Here is an 18,213-nt window from a genome sequence, read left to right on the forward strand (position 1 = left end):
CATGACGAGGTGCCATGCTGACATGCATTGAAGGCGTTTTGAGCAAGGATGATGTGGCGGATTTCCGCCGCATCATGGACGCCAGCGACTGGGAAGACGGGCGCTCCACCGCCGGCTCGCAGTCGGCGGTGGTCAAGCGCAACGAGCAATTGCCGCCGGACAGCGAGGTCGCGCGAAAACTCGGCAACCGCATCATCTCGGCGCTGACGTCGAACCCGCGCTTCATCGCGGCGGCAATTCCGCTCCAGATTTTCCCGCCGTTGTTCAACCGCTATGCGGCCAGCAGCGGCCACCATTTTGGGCTGCATGTCGACAATGCCATCCGCGGCGACCGCCTGACCGGCCTTCGCATCCGTACAGACCTGTCGGTCACCTTGTTCCTGGCCGAGCCGGAGGAGTACGACGGTGGCGAACTTGTGATCGAGGACAGCTACGGTTCGCACGAAGTCAAGTTGCCAGCCGGGGACTGCGTGCTCTATCCCTCGACCAGCCTCCATCTCGTCACCCCGGTGACGAGGGGAACGCGGGTTGCGTCTTTCTTCTGGCTTCAGAGCATGATACGGGACGATCAAGCCCGGAGCATGATCTTTGACCTCGACACCGCGATTCAGGCGCTGGTGGAACGGCTCGGGCGTGACGATCCCGAAACGGTCAAATTGACGGGTATCTATCACAACCTCATTCGCTACTGGGCCGAAGTATGAAGATCATGTCCTTCCAAGCAAGCGTTGCCGCAGCCTTGATGTTGGCGGCCGCCTGGCTCGCATCCCCTGTTTCTGCCCAGACACAAAGCCCGCCGGCGACGCCGGTCCAATCGACAGCTCAGCCGGCCGCGCCCGCCGCGGCTCCCTCAGCCGCCGCGCTGGCGGCGGCAAAGCCCGATGCGGCGGTCGGCATCGCGCCGGCCATGAAGGAACTGTCGCCCTGGGTGATGTTCCAGTCGGCGGACATCATCGTGAAGGCGGTGATGATCGGGCTCGCCTTCGCATCGCTGATGACCTGGACGGTGCTGATCGCCAAGTCGATCGAGCTGTCGGTTGCCTCGACCAAGCTTCGTTCGGCCCTGAAGAAGATTGCGGAGGCGCGCTCGCTCGCGGAAGCGCAGATGGCACTCGGCTCCAAGGAGGGCATCCTGCCGTCGTTCCTGGCGGCGGCGCTGCGCGAGGCGCGGATGTCGGCCGGCCTGTCCAGCGATACCGGCATCAAGGAGAGGGCCGCCTCGAGCTTCTCCGAGATCGTGCGTGCGGAGGCGCGGCGCATCCGCGTCGGCATGGGTGTGCTCGCGACCATCGGCTCCACGTCGCCCTTCGTCGGCCTGTTCGGCACGGTGTGGGGCATCATGAACAGCTTCATCGGCATCTCGAAGTCGCAGACCACGAATCTCGCCGTCGTCGCGCCCGGCATCGCCGAGGCGCTGCTCGCGACCGCGATCGGCCTTGTCGCCGCCATTCCCGCCGTCATCATCTACAACTACTTCTCGCGCGTGACGAAGAGCTATCTCGAACTCGTCAGCCGTGCCTCGGGCGCGGCGGGGCGGCTGCTCTCGCGCGATCTCGACCGCAGCCACGGCAGCGTGCATTCGCGCGCGGCGGAGTGAACCATGGGCGTTTCGCTCGCAGACAATGACGACGACGACGATTTCGGCGAGACGCATGAGATCAACGTCACGCCGTTCATCGACGTCATCCTGGTGCTGCTGATCATCTTCATGGTCGCAGCGCCGCTCTCCACGGTCGACCTGCCGATCGATTTGCCGACGTCGAGCGCGACGCCGCAGAAGAAGCCGGACAAGCCGACCTATCTCAGCATCAAGCCCGATTTGACGCTTGCGATCGGAGAGAACCCGGTCCACCGCGCCGAGTTGATCGGCACCCTCGACGGCCTGTCGGACATGAGCAAGGACAAGTATGTCTTCCTGCGCGCTGATCGCTCGGTGCCGTATGGCGAGTTGATGGGCGTCATGGAGCTGTTGCGCGCAGGCGGCTATTCGCGGGTGAAGCTGGTTGCGCTGGAAGGCGCTCCGGGGGCGCCTGCGGCAGGCGCCGCTCAGCCTTAGAGGCCCGCTATGTCGGACGAACCCAGACCACCCCGGAAGCTTTGGATTTTGGCAGCGGTGGCAGCGCTCGCGCTGCATCTGGGTGGTGCCGCGCTCGCGCTGGCCCATTTACAAACCGATGACGGCGACGATGGCCTGGGGGCAGCCGGCGCGGAGTTCGCCGTCGAGATGGCCTCGCCGAAGGCGCCTGACACCGATCTTCCGCCCGGACCGGACAGTGAAGCGATGCAGGAGCAGCAGGCGCTTCCCGAGCAAAAAGCCGAGACCAAGGAAACCGAGCTTCCGAAGGATCAGTCGCAACAGGTCGACGATCCCGATCGGGTCGTCACCGAAAACATCTCGAAGAAGCCGCAGGACGAGGACCCGAAGATCGCGGCGGTTGAAACCCCCGCTGCGGAGGCCTCGCCGCAGTCCGTTGCGACGGCGCGGCAGACACTCGATGAGGACGCCCGCGAGGCCGAGAAGGCGCTGGCGCCTGTGCTTGGCATCGGCAAGGACATGCTGAAGCTGACGGCCGACTGGAATCGCAAGATCAGCGCGCACCTCACGGCCCACAAGGTCAATCCGGAGGGGAGGCAGCCCAACAATCAGAAGGTCAAGGTCTCCTTCGCGATCAACCGACGGGGCAACGTGCTTTCGGTCGACGTTGTGGAGTCGTCCGGGGATGCAGCTTACGATACGGCCGCGATCTCGATCGTCCGCAAGTCCGATCCCGTCCCGCAGCCGCCGGCCGGGCTGACCGAAGACCGGTTCGAGCGCACCGTCGACATCATCTTCACGCCGCCGGACGCCAAGAAAAAGAAGAAGGCGGCTCAGCGCCAGTAGAGCCTGATCGCGACATAGACAACGACCAGGCAGGCGAAGATCAGCGCTACCGGAAGCGGACGTTTCTGGGTTGCGCCTGCGGTCGCTGCCCCGAAGAAACTGACCTTTTTCGGCTTCGGTTCTGGGCGGCGGAAGGCGGTAACATTGTCCGACGCCGTTTCAGGCGCCCGGGGACGGACGTCGGGCGGGGTTCCTGCGCCGCCCATCTCGGAATAATAGGCCTTGTAGATCACGCCGATGATGGCCTCTGTGGCCTCGCCCTCGTTCATCTGCGCCAGCATGTTCTTGTAGCTGACGAGGAACTCCTGCGCTTCCGGAGGCAGCGCGGACGACCCGTTGAGCTTGGCCATCATCTTCCAGGTGGCAAAATCGGCGCGGGCGCGGGTGTCGGCGCGTCGCGCGATCAGCATATCGGCAGCTTTGACCAAGTCGGCCTCGAGCCCTTCGGCTTCTGTTCGGGTGTGTGGCTGTTCAACTACGCATTGCCGGTCAGAATGAGAACAGTCTGAATCACATAACCGGTCAACGTTCGCAGTATTGCTGAAATAACATCAAGATTTAGACCGAACTGGGAGCCCGCCAGCGGCAGCAGGATCAAGAGACCGATCAGGATCAGCATCCCGAACGGCTCAAGCCGGGCCAGCGGCAGGGCGAGGGGCCGGGGCAACAGCCCGACCGCGACACGCCCGCCATCGAGCGGCGGAATCGGCATCATATTGAACACCGCCAGCACCGCGTTGATCAACAGCGCATTCTTGAGGTTGTCGAAGATCCACTGCGCCGAGCTGGCCGGCACCCAGGGCAGGGCGTGCAGGGCAAGAGCTGCGACGAGCGCCAGCAGGATGTTGGTGACGGGCCCGGCCAACGCCACCCAGACCATGTCGAGCCGGGGATGGTTGAGGTTGCGATAATTCACCGGTACCGGCTTGGCATAGCCGAACAGGAACGGCGAATGCGCAAACAGCAGCATCGCCGGCAGGATTACGGTGCCGAATGGGTCGATATGCTTGAGCGGGTTGAAGCTGACGCGGCCGAGCTGCCAGGCCGTGGTGTCACCGAGACGGTATGCGACGAAGGCGTGCGCGGCCTCGTGGAAGGTGATGGCGAGCACCAGCGGCAGCACCCACACCGATATGTCATAGAAAGAAATGTTCACGGCCCGTCCGTTCCGGTTTGCCTGCGGTCATGCAGCCGACCCAGCCAAACCGGTGGTGCAGCAACGCTTCACCTCAACATAGGGTGGCCGGTTCCGAAATGCCACGCTGCAAATGATCCGCGTGGCCCCGAAGCCGCTATGCTGCCGCCAAAATTCACGCCGGGATCGTGCCCGGATACTGCGTCAGCCCGTCGTCGAGCTTCAGCCAGGCGAGCTTCTCCGAGACCCAGATGTGCTCGGTCGGCGCGAAGGCGTTGCGATCATCGAACGTGGTGAGTGCGACGCCCGCCAGCGTGCCGTTGCGCCGCCATGAGAACAGGCGCGTTGCCGCAGCGTTTGCAGAACACGCGATCGATGTTCTCGGACGACGCATAGCGGGCGGTGTCACCCTCGATGGTCAGGGCGCGCTGGTCGAACTGCGCGCGGACGAAGTAGGGCGAGCCCATTGCCTTCTGGCACATGCGGCAATGGCAGATGCGAACGTTGAGCGGCTCGCCTTCCGCCTTGAACCGCACCGCGCCGCAGAGGCAGCCGCCTTCTCTGATCATGATGCCCTCAGTATGTTGCCCGCCCGCCGGAGATGTCGAACACGGCGCCGGTCGAGAACGCGCAGTCCTCCGATGCGAGCCAGGCCGCCATCGCGGCGAGCTCTTCCACCAGCACGAAGCGCGCTTTGGGGATTTTCGACAGCATGAAGTCGATATGCTGCTGCGTCATCTGGTCGAAGATCGCGGTCTTCGCAGCCGCGGGTGTCACCGCGTTGACGAGGATGTCATGCGCCGCCAATTCCTTGCCGAGCGACTTCGTCAGCGCGATCAGGCCGGCCTTGGAGGCCGAATAGTGCGAGGCGTTCGGATTGCCTTCCTTGCCGGCGATCGAGGCGATGTTGACGATGCGCCCGTATTTCTGCTTGAGCATCGTGGGGACGATCGCCTTGCAGACGATAAAGGGACCGTCGAGGTTGATGCGCAGCACCTTGCGCCATTCCTCGAGATCGGTTTCCCAGACCGGTTTGTTGACGCCGGCGATGCCCGCATTGTTGACGAGGATGTCGATCTTGCCGAAGGCGGCAAGCGTCGCATCGCGGGCCTGCTCGACGGCTGCGGTATCGGTGACGTCGACCTTGAAGATGCGGACGCTGTCGCCGATCTCCTTCGCCGTCTTCTCGGCCAGCGCGGCGTCAAAATCCCAGATCGCGACCTTGGCGCCGGAATCGACAAAGCGCTGGGTGATGGCGCGGCCAAAGCCCTGCGCGCCGCCGGTGACGATGGCGACGCGGCCGTTGAGATCGATCTTGTTCATCGCGAAATCCCTTCATCTATCCCTCATGGTGAGGAGCGCGCACTTGGCGCGCGTCTCGAACCATTGAGCCCGTGGTCCATCCCTCGAGGCGCCGCTGTCGCGGCTCCTCGGGATGAGGACTAATCAGAGCATGTAGCCGCCGTCGACGACGAGGTCGACGCCGGTGGTGAAGGCGCTCTCGTCACTGCCGAGATAGATGGCCATGGATGCGATCTCGTCGGCGGTGCCGAGCCGGCCCATCTTCTGGCGGGAGACGAACATCTCCTTGCCCTGCGGGCCTTGCGCGGCAGCGCGGTCGAGCATCGAGGGCGTCTCGACGGTGCCGGGGCAGATGCTGTTGCAGCGGATACCCTTGGTGATGAAGTCGAGCGCGACCGCGCGCGTCAGCAGCGACACCGCGGCCTTCGAGGAGCTGTAGACGTAGCGATTGGCCGGCGGCCGCAGCGCTGCGCAGGAGGAGATGTTGACGATGCTGCCACCGCCGCCCGCGAGCATGTCCGGCAGGAACGCCCTGATGGTCCGGTGCATCGACTTGACGTTGAGGTCGAACGAGAAATCAAAATCCTCTTCCGAGCACTCCAGGATGGTGCCGTGATGCACGAAGCCCGCCGCATTCAGCAGGATGTCGACCTTGCCGACGCGCTTGGCGAAGCCATTGACGTCGGCGGTGTTGCGAACGTCGAGCTTCGCCGTCTCGGCAATGCCTTCCTTGGCCAGGCCCGCAATGCCGCTCTCGTTGATGTCGGTGGCGATCACGGTCGCGCCTTCACGCGCGAATGCGATGGCGCATGCGCGTCCGATGCCTGCCGCTGCAGCCGTGATGACGGCACGCTTTCCTTTGAGGCGGTCTGCCATTTGTAATTCTCCTCACCGTGAATTTGATTGCTATGCCGTCATTGCGAGCGAAGCGAAGCAATCCAGAATCTCACCGTGGAGACAGTCTGGATTGCTTGGTCGCTTCGCTCCTCGCAATGACGAGTGGTTAGTGATTATCCCGCGCGACACCAAACGTGCCGGCGACGTTCTGGTAGCGTGTCGCCAACTCCATGCAGGCGCCGGTCGACTGCTGGCCGACGGTGTTGCGATAAAGCTCCTGCCACGGCGTCTGGTTCGGCGGATGCTTGAAGCCGCCATTGGCCGCCAGTTCGGCATGGCGCTTCTTCACCTCGTCGTCGGAGATGAGAATGTTGGCGCTGCCCTTGTTGAGGTCGATGCGCACCTTGTCGCCGTTCCTGAGGATCGCCAGCCCGCCATTGGCGGCAGCTTCCGGCGAGGCGTTGAGGATCGAGGGCGAGCCCGATGTGCCGGACTGGCGGCCGTCACCGATGCAGGGCAGGGCGAGGATGCCGCGTTTGATCAACGCCGCCGGCGGCTGCATGTTCACGACCTCGGCGCCGCCGGGATAGCCGATCGGCCCGGTGCCGCGGACGAACAGCACGCAATGCTCATCAATGTCGAGCGAGGCATCGTCGATCCGCTCGTGATAGTCCTCGGGACCCTCGAACACGATGGCGCGGCCCTCGAAGGCGTTGAGGTCCTTGGGGTTGCTGAGATAGCGGTCGCGAAACTCCTTGGAGATCACGCTGGTCTTCATGATCGCTGAATCGAACAGATTGCCGCGCAGCACCAGGAACCCGGCGTCCTTGACCAGCGGCTTGTCGTAATTCCAGATCACGTCGTTGTCGGGCTTTGCCGCATTGGCGCAGTTCTCGCCGATGCCGCGGCCGTTCACGGTGACCGCGTTCTCGTGGATGCGCTTGTGCTTCATCAATTCGCGCACCACCGCCGGTATGCCGCCGGCGCGATGGAATTCCTCGCCGAGATAGAAGCCGGCCGGCTGCATGTTGACCAGCAGCGGCACGTCGTGGCCGACCTTCTGCCAGTCGTCGATCGAGAGCTCCACGCCGATGTGGCGCGCCAGCGCGTTGATGTGGATCGGCGCGTTAGTCGAGCCGCCGATTGCCGAGTTGATCACGATGCAGTTCTCGAACGCCTCGCGGGTCAGGATGTCCGAGGGCTTTAGGGTCCTCCCAGACCATCTCGACGGCGCGCTTGCCCGTCTCATAGGCAATCTGGCCGCGCTCGCGATAAGGCGCGGGGATCGCCGCACAGCCCGGTAGCGAGAAGCCGAGCGCTTCCGCAAGCCCGTTCATGGTCGAGGCGGTGCCCATGGTGTTGCAATGGCCGACCGAGGGCGCCGATGACGCCACGATCTCCATGAATTCCTCATAGTCGATCTCGCCTGCGGCGAGCCGCTCGCGCGATTTCCAGACGATGGTGCCGGAGCCGGTGCGCTCGCCATTGTGCCAGCCGTTCAGCATCGGGCCGCCCGACAGCACGATCGCGGGCAGGTTGACGGTCGCGGCCGCCATCATGCAGGCCGGCGTGGTCTTGTCGCAGCCGGTGGTCAGCACCACGCCGTCGAGCGGATAGCCGTAGAGGATCTCGACCAGGCCGAGATAAGCGAGGTTGCGGTCGAGCGCCGCGGTCGGGCGCTTGCCGGTCTCCTGGATCGGATGGGTCGGGGAATTCCATCGCAATGCCGCCGGCCTCGCGGATGCCTTCGCGGACGCGATGAGCAAGCTCGATATGGTGGCGGTTGCAGGGTGAAAGGTCGTTGCCGGTTTGTGCAATGCCGATGATCGGCTTGCCGGACTGAAGCTCGGCGCGGGTCAGACCGTAGTTCAAATAGCGCTCCAGATAGAGCGCGGTCATGCCCGGGTTATGCGGATTGTTGAACCATTCCTGCGAGCGAAGGTGGCGCCGAGCGCCGTTCTCGGCGGGGGCATGCCCATTGGTTGGTTTTTTTGTCATTGGTTTCTCCTGCAATGCAAACGCACTGGCGTCCGTTTTATGGTGTCGGCTTGTGCGATGCCCAACGGCGCGAGTGATGATTTGCCTGCCCGCTGGCGGGTCGTTTCCTCACAAATCCGATACTAGTCATGGCCACTTGGTAACGCTACCAATTTGTTCGCAGCGCCCGCGCCTGAAACCGCCGGCCTGTTGTCCGAACGCCGCGCCGAGGAGCTTTGCCGCTCTATCACCTTGAAGCCGAGATCGAGCACCGGATGCTGCGGGCGCCGCCCGTCGATCGCCTCGATCAGCATGGCCGCGGCCGTGTTGCCCATCTCGTAGCGGTTGGTGCGCACGCTGGAGAGGGTCGGCACGGTGGACGCCATGAATTCGAGATCGTTGAAGCCGACGATCGCGATCTGTTCGGGTATCGCAATCTCCCGGCGCCTGCATTCGAACAGCACGCCGAGCGCGAGGTCGTCATTCGCGCAGAACACCGCGTCCATGCCGGGCTCCTGCGCCAGGAGGTCGGTGAAAAGGGCGGCGCCGAGCGTCACCGAGGTCGGTGTTGCCGTCGTGACGACGAGGCGTTGCTCGAACAGTCCAGCGTCCTTCATGGCCGAGACGTATCCGTCGAGCCGCCGCTGCACCCGTGGATCCATCCGCGCGCCGACGAAGCCGATCTTGCGGTGACCTTGCGCGAACAGGTGCGCGATCGCCGCGCGGGCTGCGTCATAGTGCGAAAAGCCGATCATCATGTCGACCGGATTGGGTCCGATCTCCATGATCTGCACAATCGGGCAGTCGGCGGCATCGAGCATCGCGCGCGATTCCGCGGTCTGGTCGATGCCGGTGACGATCAGTCCGGCCGGCTTCTGCGCGAGAAACAGACGCAGCAGCTTCTCCTCCTGGAGAATACTGTAGCGTGTATTGGACAACTGAATCGAGTAACGGCTGCTTTCGGAGGCGTCATAGATGCCGCGCAGCACGTCGGAGAACACGTTGTTGGTCAGTGACGGAATCAAGACGCCGATCACTTCGGTGCGCTGCGAGGCCAACGCGCGTGCCGCCAGGTTGGGCACATAGCCGAGCTCCTTGGCCGCGCTCTCGACCCGTGTCCGCTTGGCGACCGACAGCGCCTCGGGATTGCGGAAGAAGCGGGACGCTGTGATCGGGCTGACGCCGGCCAGTTCGGCGACTTCCGCCAGCCGGATTTTGCCTGACTTGGTGCGTTTTCGACCCATTTGCTGCTCTTAACACACTCACTGTCGCAAACAAAGGAACGTTGACAGCGCTACCAGCACAGACTAACCAAAGACAAATTGCCAAAACCGCACAAACTGCCGACAATGTCCCCCGCTAAGGTTGGGCTTCGTTCGGTGAAGTCTGAAAAAACAAGACGGTCGCGGCGCAAGATGCGTCGTGGACTTTCGAGGAGGGAGCTAGATGTCGTCTGTGCAAATCCGCGACGTGCGGAAATCGTTCGGCAATTTTGAAGTCCTGCACGGCGTTTCGATTCCGATCGAGGACGGCCAGTTCGTCGTCCTGGTTGGTCCCTCCGGCTGCGGCAAGTCGACGCTTCTGCGCATGCTCGCGGGCCTCGAGAACATCACCTCCGGCACGATCTCGATCGGCGACCGCGTCGTCAACAATGTCCAGCCCAAGGAGCGGGACATTGCGATGGTGTTCCAGAACTACGCGCTCTATCCGCACATGACGGTCGGCGAGAACATGGGCTTCTCGATGAAGCTGCGGGGCGAGAGCACCGACGAGATCAACAAGCGCGTCAAGCGCGCCGCCGAAATTCTCGCGCTGTCGCCGCTGCTCGAGCGTTACCCGCGCCAGCTCTCCGGCGGCCAGCGCCAGCGCGTCGCCATGGGCCGCGCCATCGTGCGCGATCCGCAGGTGTTCCTGTTCGACGAACCTTTGTCGAACCTCGACGCCAAGCTGCGCGTCGCAATGCGCACCGAGATCAAGGAACTGCACCAGCGGCTGAAGACAACGACCGTCTATGTCACCCACGACCAGATCGAGGCCATGACCATGGCCGACAAGATCGTCGTCATGCATGACGGCATCGTCGAGCAGATGGGCACGCCGCTCGAACTCTACGACAAGCCCGACAACCAGTTCGTCGCCGGCTTCATCGGCTCGCCCTCCATGAACTTCCTGAAGGGTCATGTGCGCGTCAACGGCGTTGCGACCTTCGAGGGTCCGAACGGCGTCAAGCTGCCGCTCAAGAACGCGCCGGCGGCGTCCGACGGCCGTCCCGTCGTTTACGGCGTGCGGCCCGAGCATTTCACCATCGCCGACGACGGCGCCGATGCCGAGATCGTCGTGGTCGAGCCGACCGGCTCCGAAACGCAGGTGTTTGCGAAGCTCGGTGGTGAGCAGGTCGTCGCGGTCTTCCGCGAACGTCACCAATTCAATCCGGGTGACAAGGTCAAGCTGAAGCCCGATCCTGCCGTGGTTCATCTGTTCGACGAGGCGACGGGCAAACGCGTGTAGCGACGCCGAACGACGGCCCAAGAAGACCCAACACAAGACTACCCAATACAAAATATTAAATTTAGGGAGAGAACGATGAGCGATTTCGACAGGCGAAGTGTGCTTAAAGTCGGCCTCGGTGGCGCGGCGTTGCTGGCTGGCCCGGGCATCGTCCCGGTGCGTGCGGCGACCTGGACCAACACGCCGGAGCCGAACGCCTCCATCCGCGTGCTGCGCTGGAAGCAATTCATCCAGGCCGAGTTCGACAAGTTCGCCGAGCAGACCAAGGCGTTCTCCGAGAAGACCGGCGTCAAGGTCAAGCTCGAGGCCGAGAGCTGGGAGGACATCAGGCCGAAGGCCGCGGTCGCGGCCAATGTCGGCGCCGGTCCCGACCTGATCATCGGCACGCTCGATGATCCCCATAAGTTCCCGGAAAAGCTGATCGATGTGACCGATGTCGCCGACTATCTCGGCGCGCAGTATGGCGGCTGGTATCCGGTTGCCGAACGCTACGGCAAGAAGGGCAACAGCTGGATCGCCATTCCGCAGGGCGCGACCGGCGGCTGCCTGAACTACCGCATCAGCCACGTGAAGGCGGCCGGCTTCGATGAATTCCCCAAGGACACCGCCGGCTTCCTCAAGCTGTGCCAGGCCCTGAAGAAGAACAACACGCCGGCCGGCTTCGCGCTCGGCCACGCCACGGGCGACGCCAACGGGTGGTGCCAGTGGGCGCTGTGGGCATTCGGCGGCAAGGTCGTCAACGACAAGAACGAGGTCGTGATCGACTCGCCGGAGACGATCGCCGCGCTCGAATACGTCAAGCAGCTCTACGAGACCTTCATCCCCGGCGTGCTGTCGTGGAACGACTCGAACAACAACAAGGCGTTCCTCAACGGCGAACTCAGCCTGACGCTGAACGGCATCTCGATCTGGACCGTCGGAAAGAACTCGACCGATCCGAAGCAGCAGGAGATCGCCAAGGACATGAACCACGCGCCGATGCCGATCGGGCCGGTCGGCGTGTCGACCGAGCAGCAGAACGTGCTCGTCTATTACGGTTACAAGCACTCGAAGTATCCCAAGGCGGTCAAGGAATACATCAAATTCATGATGGACAAGGCGAACTACGACGCCTGGGAGGTCTCCTCCAACGGCTACGTCTCGCCGCCGCTTCCGGCCTACAACGACAACCCGGTGTGGACGTCGGATCCGAAGATCACGCCGTATCGGGACTGCCTGAAGCGTTGCCGCGACAACGGCTATGCCGGCGATCTCGGCTATGCCTCCGCCGCCGTGATGGGCGACTTCGTCGTCGTCGATATGTTCGCCGAGGCGGCGTCGGGCTCCGTGACGCCGAAGCAGGCAGCCGCACGCGCGGCCGAGCGCGCCAAGCGTTACTACCAGGTCTGATCAGTTCCAATCTACGCGGCGTCCGGTTCGCCGGACGCCGCGACTTTTCGTTGAGGGGAGTCCGACATGGCAGTTATGGCCGAGCCCGTTGCCGCGCATGTCAAGCGCAGCAGCTTGTGGACCAGAGCATTCGAGAGCCGGAATTTTCTCGGCGCGATGTTCATGGTGCCGGCGATCGCGATTCTCATCCTGTTTCTGGCTTACCCGCTGGCGCTGGGCTTCTGGCTCGGCATGACCGATACCAAGATCGGCGGAGCCGGGCGCTACATCGGGTTCCAGAACTTCGTCTCGCTCTCCAAGGACTCGGTGTTCTGGCTGTCGGTGTTCAACACCATCTTCTACACGGTCGCCGCCAGCGCCGTGAAATTCGCGATCGGACTTTACCTGGCGCTGCTACTCAACGAGCGACTTCCGTTCAAGTCGATCGTCCGCGCCATCGTGCTATTGCCCTTCGTGGTGCCGACGGTGCTCTCCGCGATCGCGTTCTGGTGGATCTATGACAGCCAGTTCTCGATCATTTCCTGGGTGCTGCTCAAGGCCGGCCTGATCACGCACTACATCGATTTTCTCGGCGATCCCTGGAATGCGCGCTGGTCGGTCGTCGCCGCCAACATCTGGCGCGGCGTGCCCTTCGTGGCGATCACGCTGCTGGCGGGATTACAAACCATCTCGCCCTCGCTCTACGAGGCCGCCAATCTCGACGGCGCCACCAATCTGCAGCGCTTCCGCCACATCACGCTGCCGATGCTGTCGCCGATCATCGCGGTGGTGATGACGTTCTCGGTGCTGATGACCTTCACCGACTTCCAGTTGATCTACACCATCACGCGGGGCGGGCCGATCAACGCCACCCATCTGATGGCGACGCTATCGTTCCAGCGCGCCATCACCGGCGGCAATCTCGGCGAGGGCGCGGCGATCTCGAACGCGATGATTCCGTTCCTGGTCGCGGCGATCCTGCTCAGCTTTTTCGGGCTTCAGCGTTCCCGCTGGCAGCAGGGCGGGAGGGACTGACCATGAGCACAGCGGACGACCAAAGCGTCGGAATGGACTACCTCGAGAGCTTCCCGCGGAAATTTCTCCGCGTCTACCTTCCGCTCGGTCTGATCATCTTCTTGCTACTGTTCCCGTTCTACTGGATGGCGATCGCGACGTTCAAGCCGGACGCGGAGATGTACGACTACGAGAGGTACAATCCGTTCTGGATCGTGCATCCGACGCTGGAGCACATCAAGAAGCTGTTCTTCGACACCGACTATCCGCTCTGGATGTGGAACACGGTGATCGTCTCGGTGTCCTCGACCTTCATCTCGCTGTTTGCCAGCGTGTGCGCCGCGTATGCGATCGAACGTCTGCGCTACAAAGGCTCGCGCTATATCGGCCTTGCGATCTTCCTCGGCTATCTCGTGCCGCCCTCGATCCTGTTCATTCCGCTGGCGGCGATCGTGTTTCAGCTCGGCCTGTTCGACGGCAATCTGGCGCTGATCCTGACCTATCCGACCTTCCTGATCCCGTTCTGCACCTGGCTCCTGATGGGCTATTTCCGCACCATCCCCTATGAGCTGGAGGAGTGTGCGCTGATTGACGGGGCGACGCGGCTGCAGATTCTCATGAAGATCACGCTGCCGCTGTCGCTGCCGGGGGTGATCTCGGCGGGCATCTTCGCTTTCACGTTGTCCTGGAACGAGTTCATCTACGCGCTGACCTTCATCTCCTCGTCCGAGAACAAGACGATCCCCGTCGGCGCGATCACCGAGCTCGTCAATGGCGACGTCTACCATTGGGGCGCGCTGATGGCGGCGGCACTGACCGGCTCGGTCCCCGTAGTTATCCTTTATTCCTTCTTCGTGGAGTATTATGTGTCGGCGATGACCGGCGCCGTGAAGGAATGATCGCGGGGCCGCAATGAGGGCGCGCTGAGGGCAGCGCGCCAATAAAAAGGAGTAGGCTCTTGCACATTCTGGTTCTGGGCGCCGCCGGCATGGTCGGCCGCAAATTGTGTGAACGGCTGCTGCGCGACGGCAGGCTCGGCAAGAGCGACATCACCAAGCTTACCATGCATGACGTGGTCGAGCCGAAGAAACCGGAAAAGGCCGGTTTTGCCGTCGAGACGGTATCGAGCGACTTCGCCGTCCCCGGCGCCGCCGAAAAGCTGATCGCCGGCCGTCCCGACGTGATCTTCCATCTCGCCGCGATCGTGTCGGGCGAAGCCGAACTCGATTTCGACAAGGGCTACCGCATCAATCTCGACGGTACGCGGATGCTGCTCGACGCGGTCAGGCTTGCTGGCGGCGGCTACAAGCCGCGCGTGGTGTTCACCTCCTCGATCGCGGTGTTCGGCGCGCCGTTCCCCGAGGCGATCGGCGACGAGTTCTTCCACACGCCGCTGTTGAGCTACGGCACCCAGAAGGCGATCGGCGAACTGCTGCTCGCCGACTATTCGCGCCGCGGCTTCCTCGACGGCATCGGCATCCGCCTGCCGACCATCTGCATCCGGCCCGGCCTGCCCAACAAGGCCGCATCGGGCTTCTTCTCCAGCATCCTGCGCGAACCGCTCGCCGGCAAGGAGGTCGTGCTGCCGGTCTCCGAGGACGTCCGTCACTGGCACGCCACGCCGCGCTCCGCCGTCGGTTTCCTGCTGCATGCCGGCACCATGGACCTCGCCACCGTCGGTCCGCGCCGCAATTTGACCATGCCGGGCCTGTCGGCGACGGTCGGCGAGCAGATCGCTGCGCTGAAGCGTGTCGCGGGCGACAAGGTCGCCGCCCGCATCAAGCGGGAGCCCGACCCCTTCATCGTCGGCATCGTCGGCGGCTGGCCGCGCAACTTCAATGCCAAGCGGTCGCTCGAGCTCGGCTTCACCACCGAGGAAAAGACCTTCGACGACATCATCCGCATTCACATCGAAGACGAGCTCGGCGGTAATTTCGTCGCCTGATCTCTGACTGAGCGGGTAAATTGATGGCGAGCGTTGCTTGCATCGGCGAATGCATGGTCGAGCTTCGGCAGGCCCAGGGCGGACAGTCTTCGGGACAGTCTGCCGGGCAGGGCGGTGGCCTGTACTCGCGCGGCTTCGGCGGAGACACCCTCAATACGGCCGTGTATCTGGCGCGGCTCGATACCAAGGTCGATTATCTCACCGCGCTTGGCGACGATGCCCTGAGCGATGAGATGATCGCGGCCTGGACCTCGGAGGGCGTCGGCACAAGGCGTGTCGCGCGGTTGGCGGGCAAGCTGCCCGGCCTCTACATGATCCAGCTGGATGCGAAGGGCGAGCGCCAGTTCTTCCACTGGCGCGACAGTGCGGCGGCGCGCCAGCTGATGGACTTGCCGGAGACGAACGAGTTGCTCAACTCGCTGATGAGCTACGACATCATCTATCTCTCTGCGATCACGCTCTCGATCTACGATGCGGCCGGACGCGAGCGCCTGTTCGCGGCGATTAAGCGGGCGCGCCTGCTCGGCACCCGCTTCGTGTTCGACACCAATTTTCGCGCGCGAGGGTGGCCGGACCGCGATGTCGCGCGCGAGGTGTTTGCAGCGGCCTTCGCGGCCGCCGACATCGTGCTGACCTCGACCGAGGATCTGCTCGCCCTCTATCCCGGCGAGAGCCAGGACCAGCTGATGGCGCGCATCCCGAGCCCCGAGCTGGTGTTCCGGCTCGCGGAGCCGGTCAGCCTGCTGCGCTTTGCCGGAGCCACCCACGAGGTCCGCGCCGAGCCGATGACCAAGCCGGTGGTCGACACCACGGCGGCCGGGGACAGCTTTGCGGCGGCCTATATCGCGGCGCGGCTCGCCGGTTCCGACCCGGTCGAGGCCGCCCAGGCCGGGCATCGCCTTGCCAGCCTCGTGATCTGCTATTCCGGCGCCATCATTCCGGGTTATGCCATGCCGCCGAAGAAGCGGCACCGGCCGGCGACCTCTCGTCAAGCGACCAAGTAAGATCGAGACCCATGACCACGACTGCCCAACAGAACCACCTCGTTGCGCTCTTCAAGGCCGCGACCGTCATCCCCGTCCTCACCATCGAGCGGATCCAGGATGCAGTGCCGCTGGCGCGTGCGCTGGTTGCCGGCGGCGTCCGCACGCTGGAGGTGACCATGCGCACCCCTGTTGCGATCGAGGCCGCGAGGGCGATGATGGCCGAAGTACCCGAGGCGGTCGTCGGCATCGGCACGATTCTCAATCCGGCAGACTTCGCCCGTGTCGAGAGGCTCGGCGTCGCGTTCGGCATCAGCCCGGGCCTGACCCCGGATCTCCTTGAGGCTGCCGCCGACAGCTCCTTGCCGTTCGCGCCGGGCATCGCCACGGCGTCCGAGCTGATGATGGCGCTGGCCCATGGCCTCGACGTGGCAAAATTCTTCCCGGCCGAGCAGGCCGGCGGTATCAAGGGCCTGCGCGCGCTCGGTGGTCCGTTCCCGAACGTGCGGTTCTGCCCCACCGGCGGCGTCGGCGAGGCCAATGCGGCGACCTGGCTTGCCGAGCCCAACGTGGTTGCGGTCGGCGGTTCCTGGCTGTGCCCGGCGGCGGAGATCAAGGCCGGAAACTGGGCCGGCATAACTGCCATCTGCCAGCGCACGATCAAGGCCCTGAAAGCCTCGTGAAGTCTTGCCATCGCTGGGCTAAGACTTAGGTCAGTAATAGACCGTAGGGAGAAAAGACCATGACCGCCAGCATCGTTGGATGGGCGCATACGCCGTTCGGCAAGTTCGACACCGAAACCGTCGAAAGCCTCGTCACGCGCGTCGCCAATGAGGCGATGGCGGATGCCGGTATCTCCGCGTCCGACGTCGATGAGATCGTGCTCGGCCATTTCAACGCCGGCTTCTCGCCGCAGGATTTTACCGCCTCGCTGGTGCTCCAGGCCGACCCGAAGCTGCGTTTCAAGCCGACCACCCGCGTCGAGAACGCCTGCGCCACCGGCTCCGCCGCCGTGCATCAGGGCGTGCGTGCGATTGCTGCGGGTGCGGCCAAGATCGTGCTGGTCGTCGGCGTCGAGCAGATGACGCGCACGCCGGGGCCGGAGATCGGCAAGAACCTGTTGAAGGCATCCTACCTGCCTGAGGACGGTGACACCGTCGGCGGCTTCGCCGGCGTGTTCGGCAAGATCGCCAGCTCCTATTTCCAGAAATACGGCGACCAGTCCGATGCGCTGGCGCTGATCGCGGCCAAGAACCACAAGAACGGCGTCGCCAATCCCTACGCCCAGATGCGCAAGGATTTTGGCTTCGATTTCTGCCGCGCCGAGAGCGAGAAGAACCCTTACGTCGCCGGCCCCTTGAAGCGCACTGATTGCTCGCTCGTCTCCGACGGCGCAGCCGCACTGGTGCTGGCCGACGCCGAGACCGCCAAGACCATGAGCAAGTCGATCGGCTTCCGCGCCACCGCGCACGCCCAGGATTTCTTGCCGATGTCCAAGCGCGACATCCTCCAGTTCGAAGGCTGCACGGTCGCATGGCAGCGCGCGCTGGAGCAGGCCGGGATCACGCTGTCCGATCTCTCCTTCGTCGAGACCCATGACTGCTTCACCGTCGCCGAGCTGATTGAGTACGAAGCGATGGGCTTGACGCCGAGGGGGCAGGGCGCCCGCGCCATCAAGGAAGGCTGGACGCTCAAGGACGGCAAGCTGCCGGTCAATCCGTCCGGCGGGCTGAAGGCCAAGGGCCATCCGATCGGCGCCACCGGTGTCTCCATGCACGTGATGACCGCGATGCAGCTCGCAGGCCAGGCGCCCGAGGGCATGCAGCTCAACAACCCAAAACTCGGCGGTATCTTCAACATGGGCGGCGCGGCCGTCGCCAACTACGTGTCCGTGCTGGAGCCGCTGAAGTAAGCTCCGACCTTGTAGGGTGGGCAAAGGCGCGCAAGCGCGGTGCCCGCCAACTTGTTTGCGCTAGATCATGGTGGGCACGCTTCGCTTTGCCCACCGTATGGCTCTGATTGATTCGCGGGAAATGCATCATGAGCAATGACTACGAAGACTCGCTGTCGATGGATGCACTCAACGACCGCATCGCGATCCTCGAGGACAATATAAGGCAGCTCATCGAGCAGGCCGCGGCGGCCTCGGGCGAGCAGAACGAGTCGCGGATCGCCGACCGCATCAATCAGCAGAACGACGAACTCGACCGTCTCGTCAAGATCCGTGAATCCCGCCAGAAGAAATAGCGGACGCGCAGCGCAT

18 protein-coding genes and 2 pseudogenes are annotated in these 18,213 nt (G+C 63.7%); 13 read left to right on the forward strand and 7 right to left on the reverse strand.

Annotated elements, in window-relative coordinates; all coding sequences use genetic code 11:
- The first annotated feature begins 14 nt into the window (after window positions 1–14).
- The 4 genes from ACVWW3_RS08020 to ACVWW3_RS08035 are packed head-to-tail and all read left to right on the forward strand — an operon-like array spanning window position 15 to window position 2,881.
- Window positions 15–704, forward strand: a complete 690-nt coding sequence (locus ACVWW3_RS08020) for a Fe2+-dependent dioxygenase (protein WP_456650382.1) — start codon at window positions 15–17, stop codon at window positions 702–704.
- Window positions 701–1,597, forward strand: a complete 897-nt coding sequence (exbB, locus tag ACVWW3_RS08025) for a tonB-system energizer ExbB (protein ID WP_456650381.1) — start codon at window positions 701–703, stop codon at window positions 1,595–1,597. The genes ACVWW3_RS08020 and exbB overlap by 4 nt, the downstream gene beginning before the upstream one ends.
- A 3-nt stretch (window positions 1,598–1,600) precedes the next feature.
- Window positions 1,601–2,056, forward strand: a complete 456-nt coding sequence (gene exbD / locus ACVWW3_RS08030) for a TonB system transport protein ExbD (protein WP_247446796.1) — start codon at window positions 1,601–1,603, stop codon at window positions 2,054–2,056.
- Between the two features lie 9 nt (window positions 2,057–2,065).
- The gene (locus ACVWW3_RS08035; RefSeq protein ID WP_456650380.1) at window positions 2,066–2,881 is read left to right on the forward strand and encodes a TonB family protein; all 816 of its coding nucleotides are present in this window, start codon (window positions 2,066–2,068) and stop codon (window positions 2,879–2,881) included.
- On the opposite strand, the gene ACVWW3_RS08040 is transcribed toward ACVWW3_RS08035, so the two are convergent.
- From ACVWW3_RS08040 to gntR, 7 genes and pseudogenes are all read right to left on the reverse strand, one after another.
- Complete coding sequence (locus ACVWW3_RS08040) at window positions 2,869–3,291, reverse strand: hypothetical protein (protein WP_456652052.1); 423 nt, start codon at window positions 3,289–3,291, stop codon at window positions 2,869–2,871. The genes ACVWW3_RS08035 and ACVWW3_RS08040 overlap by 13 nt on opposite strands.
- A gap of 65 nt (window positions 3,292–3,356) precedes the next feature.
- Window positions 3,357–4,037: a site-2 protease family protein gene (locus ACVWW3_RS08045; RefSeq protein ID WP_247446798.1), complete on the reverse strand. Its 681-nt coding sequence runs from the start codon at window positions 4,035–4,037 to the stop codon at window positions 3,357–3,359.
- A 154-nt stretch (window positions 4,038–4,191) separates the two neighbouring features.
- A pseudogene (locus ACVWW3_RS08050) lies at window positions 4,192–4,585 on the reverse strand (GFA family protein).
- A gap of 7 nt (window positions 4,586–4,592) precedes the next feature.
- Window positions 4,593–5,339 (reverse strand): SDR family NAD(P)-dependent oxidoreductase, encoded by a 747-nt coding sequence (locus ACVWW3_RS08055; RefSeq protein ID WP_354046743.1) that lies wholly within the window; start codon window positions 5,337–5,339, stop codon window positions 4,593–4,595.
- 123 nt (window positions 5,340–5,462) lie between these two features.
- Window positions 5,463–6,194 (reverse strand): SDR family oxidoreductase, encoded by a 732-nt coding sequence (locus ACVWW3_RS08060; protein ID WP_456650379.1) that lies wholly within the window; start codon window positions 6,192–6,194, stop codon window positions 5,463–5,465.
- A 127-nt stretch (window positions 6,195–6,321) separates the two neighbouring features.
- Window positions 6,322–8,153, reverse strand: a pseudogene (locus ACVWW3_RS08065) (IlvD/Edd family dehydratase).
- 122 nt (window positions 8,154–8,275) lie between these two features.
- The gene (gntR, locus tag ACVWW3_RS08070) at window positions 8,276–9,376 is read right to left on the reverse strand and encodes an HTH-type transcriptional regulator GntR (protein ID WP_247345870.1); all 1,101 of its coding nucleotides are present in this window, start codon (window positions 9,374–9,376) and stop codon (window positions 8,276–8,278) included.
- A 202-nt stretch (window positions 9,377–9,578) separates the two neighbouring features.
- Between gntR and ACVWW3_RS08075 the strand changes: the two genes are divergently transcribed.
- The 9 genes from ACVWW3_RS08075 (at window position 9,579) to ACVWW3_RS08115 (ending at window position 18,197) form a co-directional block, all read left to right on the forward strand.
- On the forward strand, window positions 9,579–10,640 hold the full coding sequence (locus ACVWW3_RS08075; protein ID WP_247446800.1) for an ABC transporter ATP-binding protein: 1,062 nt from the start codon (window positions 9,579–9,581) through the stop codon (window positions 10,638–10,640).
- Window positions 10,641–10,715: 75 nt separating this feature from the next.
- Window positions 10,716–12,029, forward strand: coding sequence for an ABC transporter substrate-binding protein (locus tag ACVWW3_RS08080; RefSeq protein WP_247446801.1), 1,314 nt, complete (start codon window positions 10,716–10,718; stop codon window positions 12,027–12,029).
- A 66-nt stretch (window positions 12,030–12,095) separates the two neighbouring features.
- Window positions 12,096–13,043, forward strand: coding sequence for a carbohydrate ABC transporter permease (locus tag ACVWW3_RS08085; protein ID WP_247446802.1), 948 nt, complete (start codon window positions 12,096–12,098; stop codon window positions 13,041–13,043).
- Between the two features lie 2 nt (window positions 13,044–13,045).
- Complete coding sequence (locus ACVWW3_RS08090; RefSeq protein WP_354046753.1) at window positions 13,046–13,921, forward strand: carbohydrate ABC transporter permease; 876 nt, start codon at window positions 13,046–13,048, stop codon at window positions 13,919–13,921.
- Between the two features lie 59 nt (window positions 13,922–13,980).
- A complete protein-coding gene (denD, locus tag ACVWW3_RS08095; RefSeq protein WP_456650378.1) occupies window positions 13,981–14,967 on the forward strand; it encodes a D-erythronate dehydrogenase in 987 nt (328 codons plus the stop codon).
- A 23-nt stretch (window positions 14,968–14,990) separates the two neighbouring features.
- A complete protein-coding gene (locus ACVWW3_RS08100; RefSeq protein ID WP_456650377.1) occupies window positions 14,991–15,971 on the forward strand; it encodes a sugar kinase in 981 nt (326 codons plus the stop codon).
- An 11-nt stretch (window positions 15,972–15,982) separates the two neighbouring features.
- Complete coding sequence (eda, locus tag ACVWW3_RS08105) at window positions 15,983–16,633, forward strand: bifunctional 4-hydroxy-2-oxoglutarate aldolase/2-dehydro-3-deoxy-phosphogluconate aldolase (protein WP_456650376.1); 651 nt, start codon at window positions 15,983–15,985, stop codon at window positions 16,631–16,633.
- 59 nt (window positions 16,634–16,692) lie between these two features.
- Window positions 16,693–17,862 carry an acetyl-CoA acetyltransferase gene (locus tag ACVWW3_RS08110; protein WP_354103709.1) on the forward strand — a complete coding sequence of 390 codons (1,170 nt, stop codon included), beginning with the start codon at window positions 16,693–16,695 and terminating at the stop codon, window positions 17,860–17,862.
- Between the two features lie 128 nt (window positions 17,863–17,990).
- Window positions 17,991–18,197: a hypothetical protein gene (locus ACVWW3_RS08115; protein ID WP_211374667.1), complete on the forward strand. Its 207-nt coding sequence runs from the start codon at window positions 17,991–17,993 to the stop codon at window positions 18,195–18,197.
- Window positions 18,198–18,213 lie beyond the last annotated feature (16 nt).

It is taken from the genome of Bradyrhizobium sp. LM2.9, from assembly GCF_054056555.1.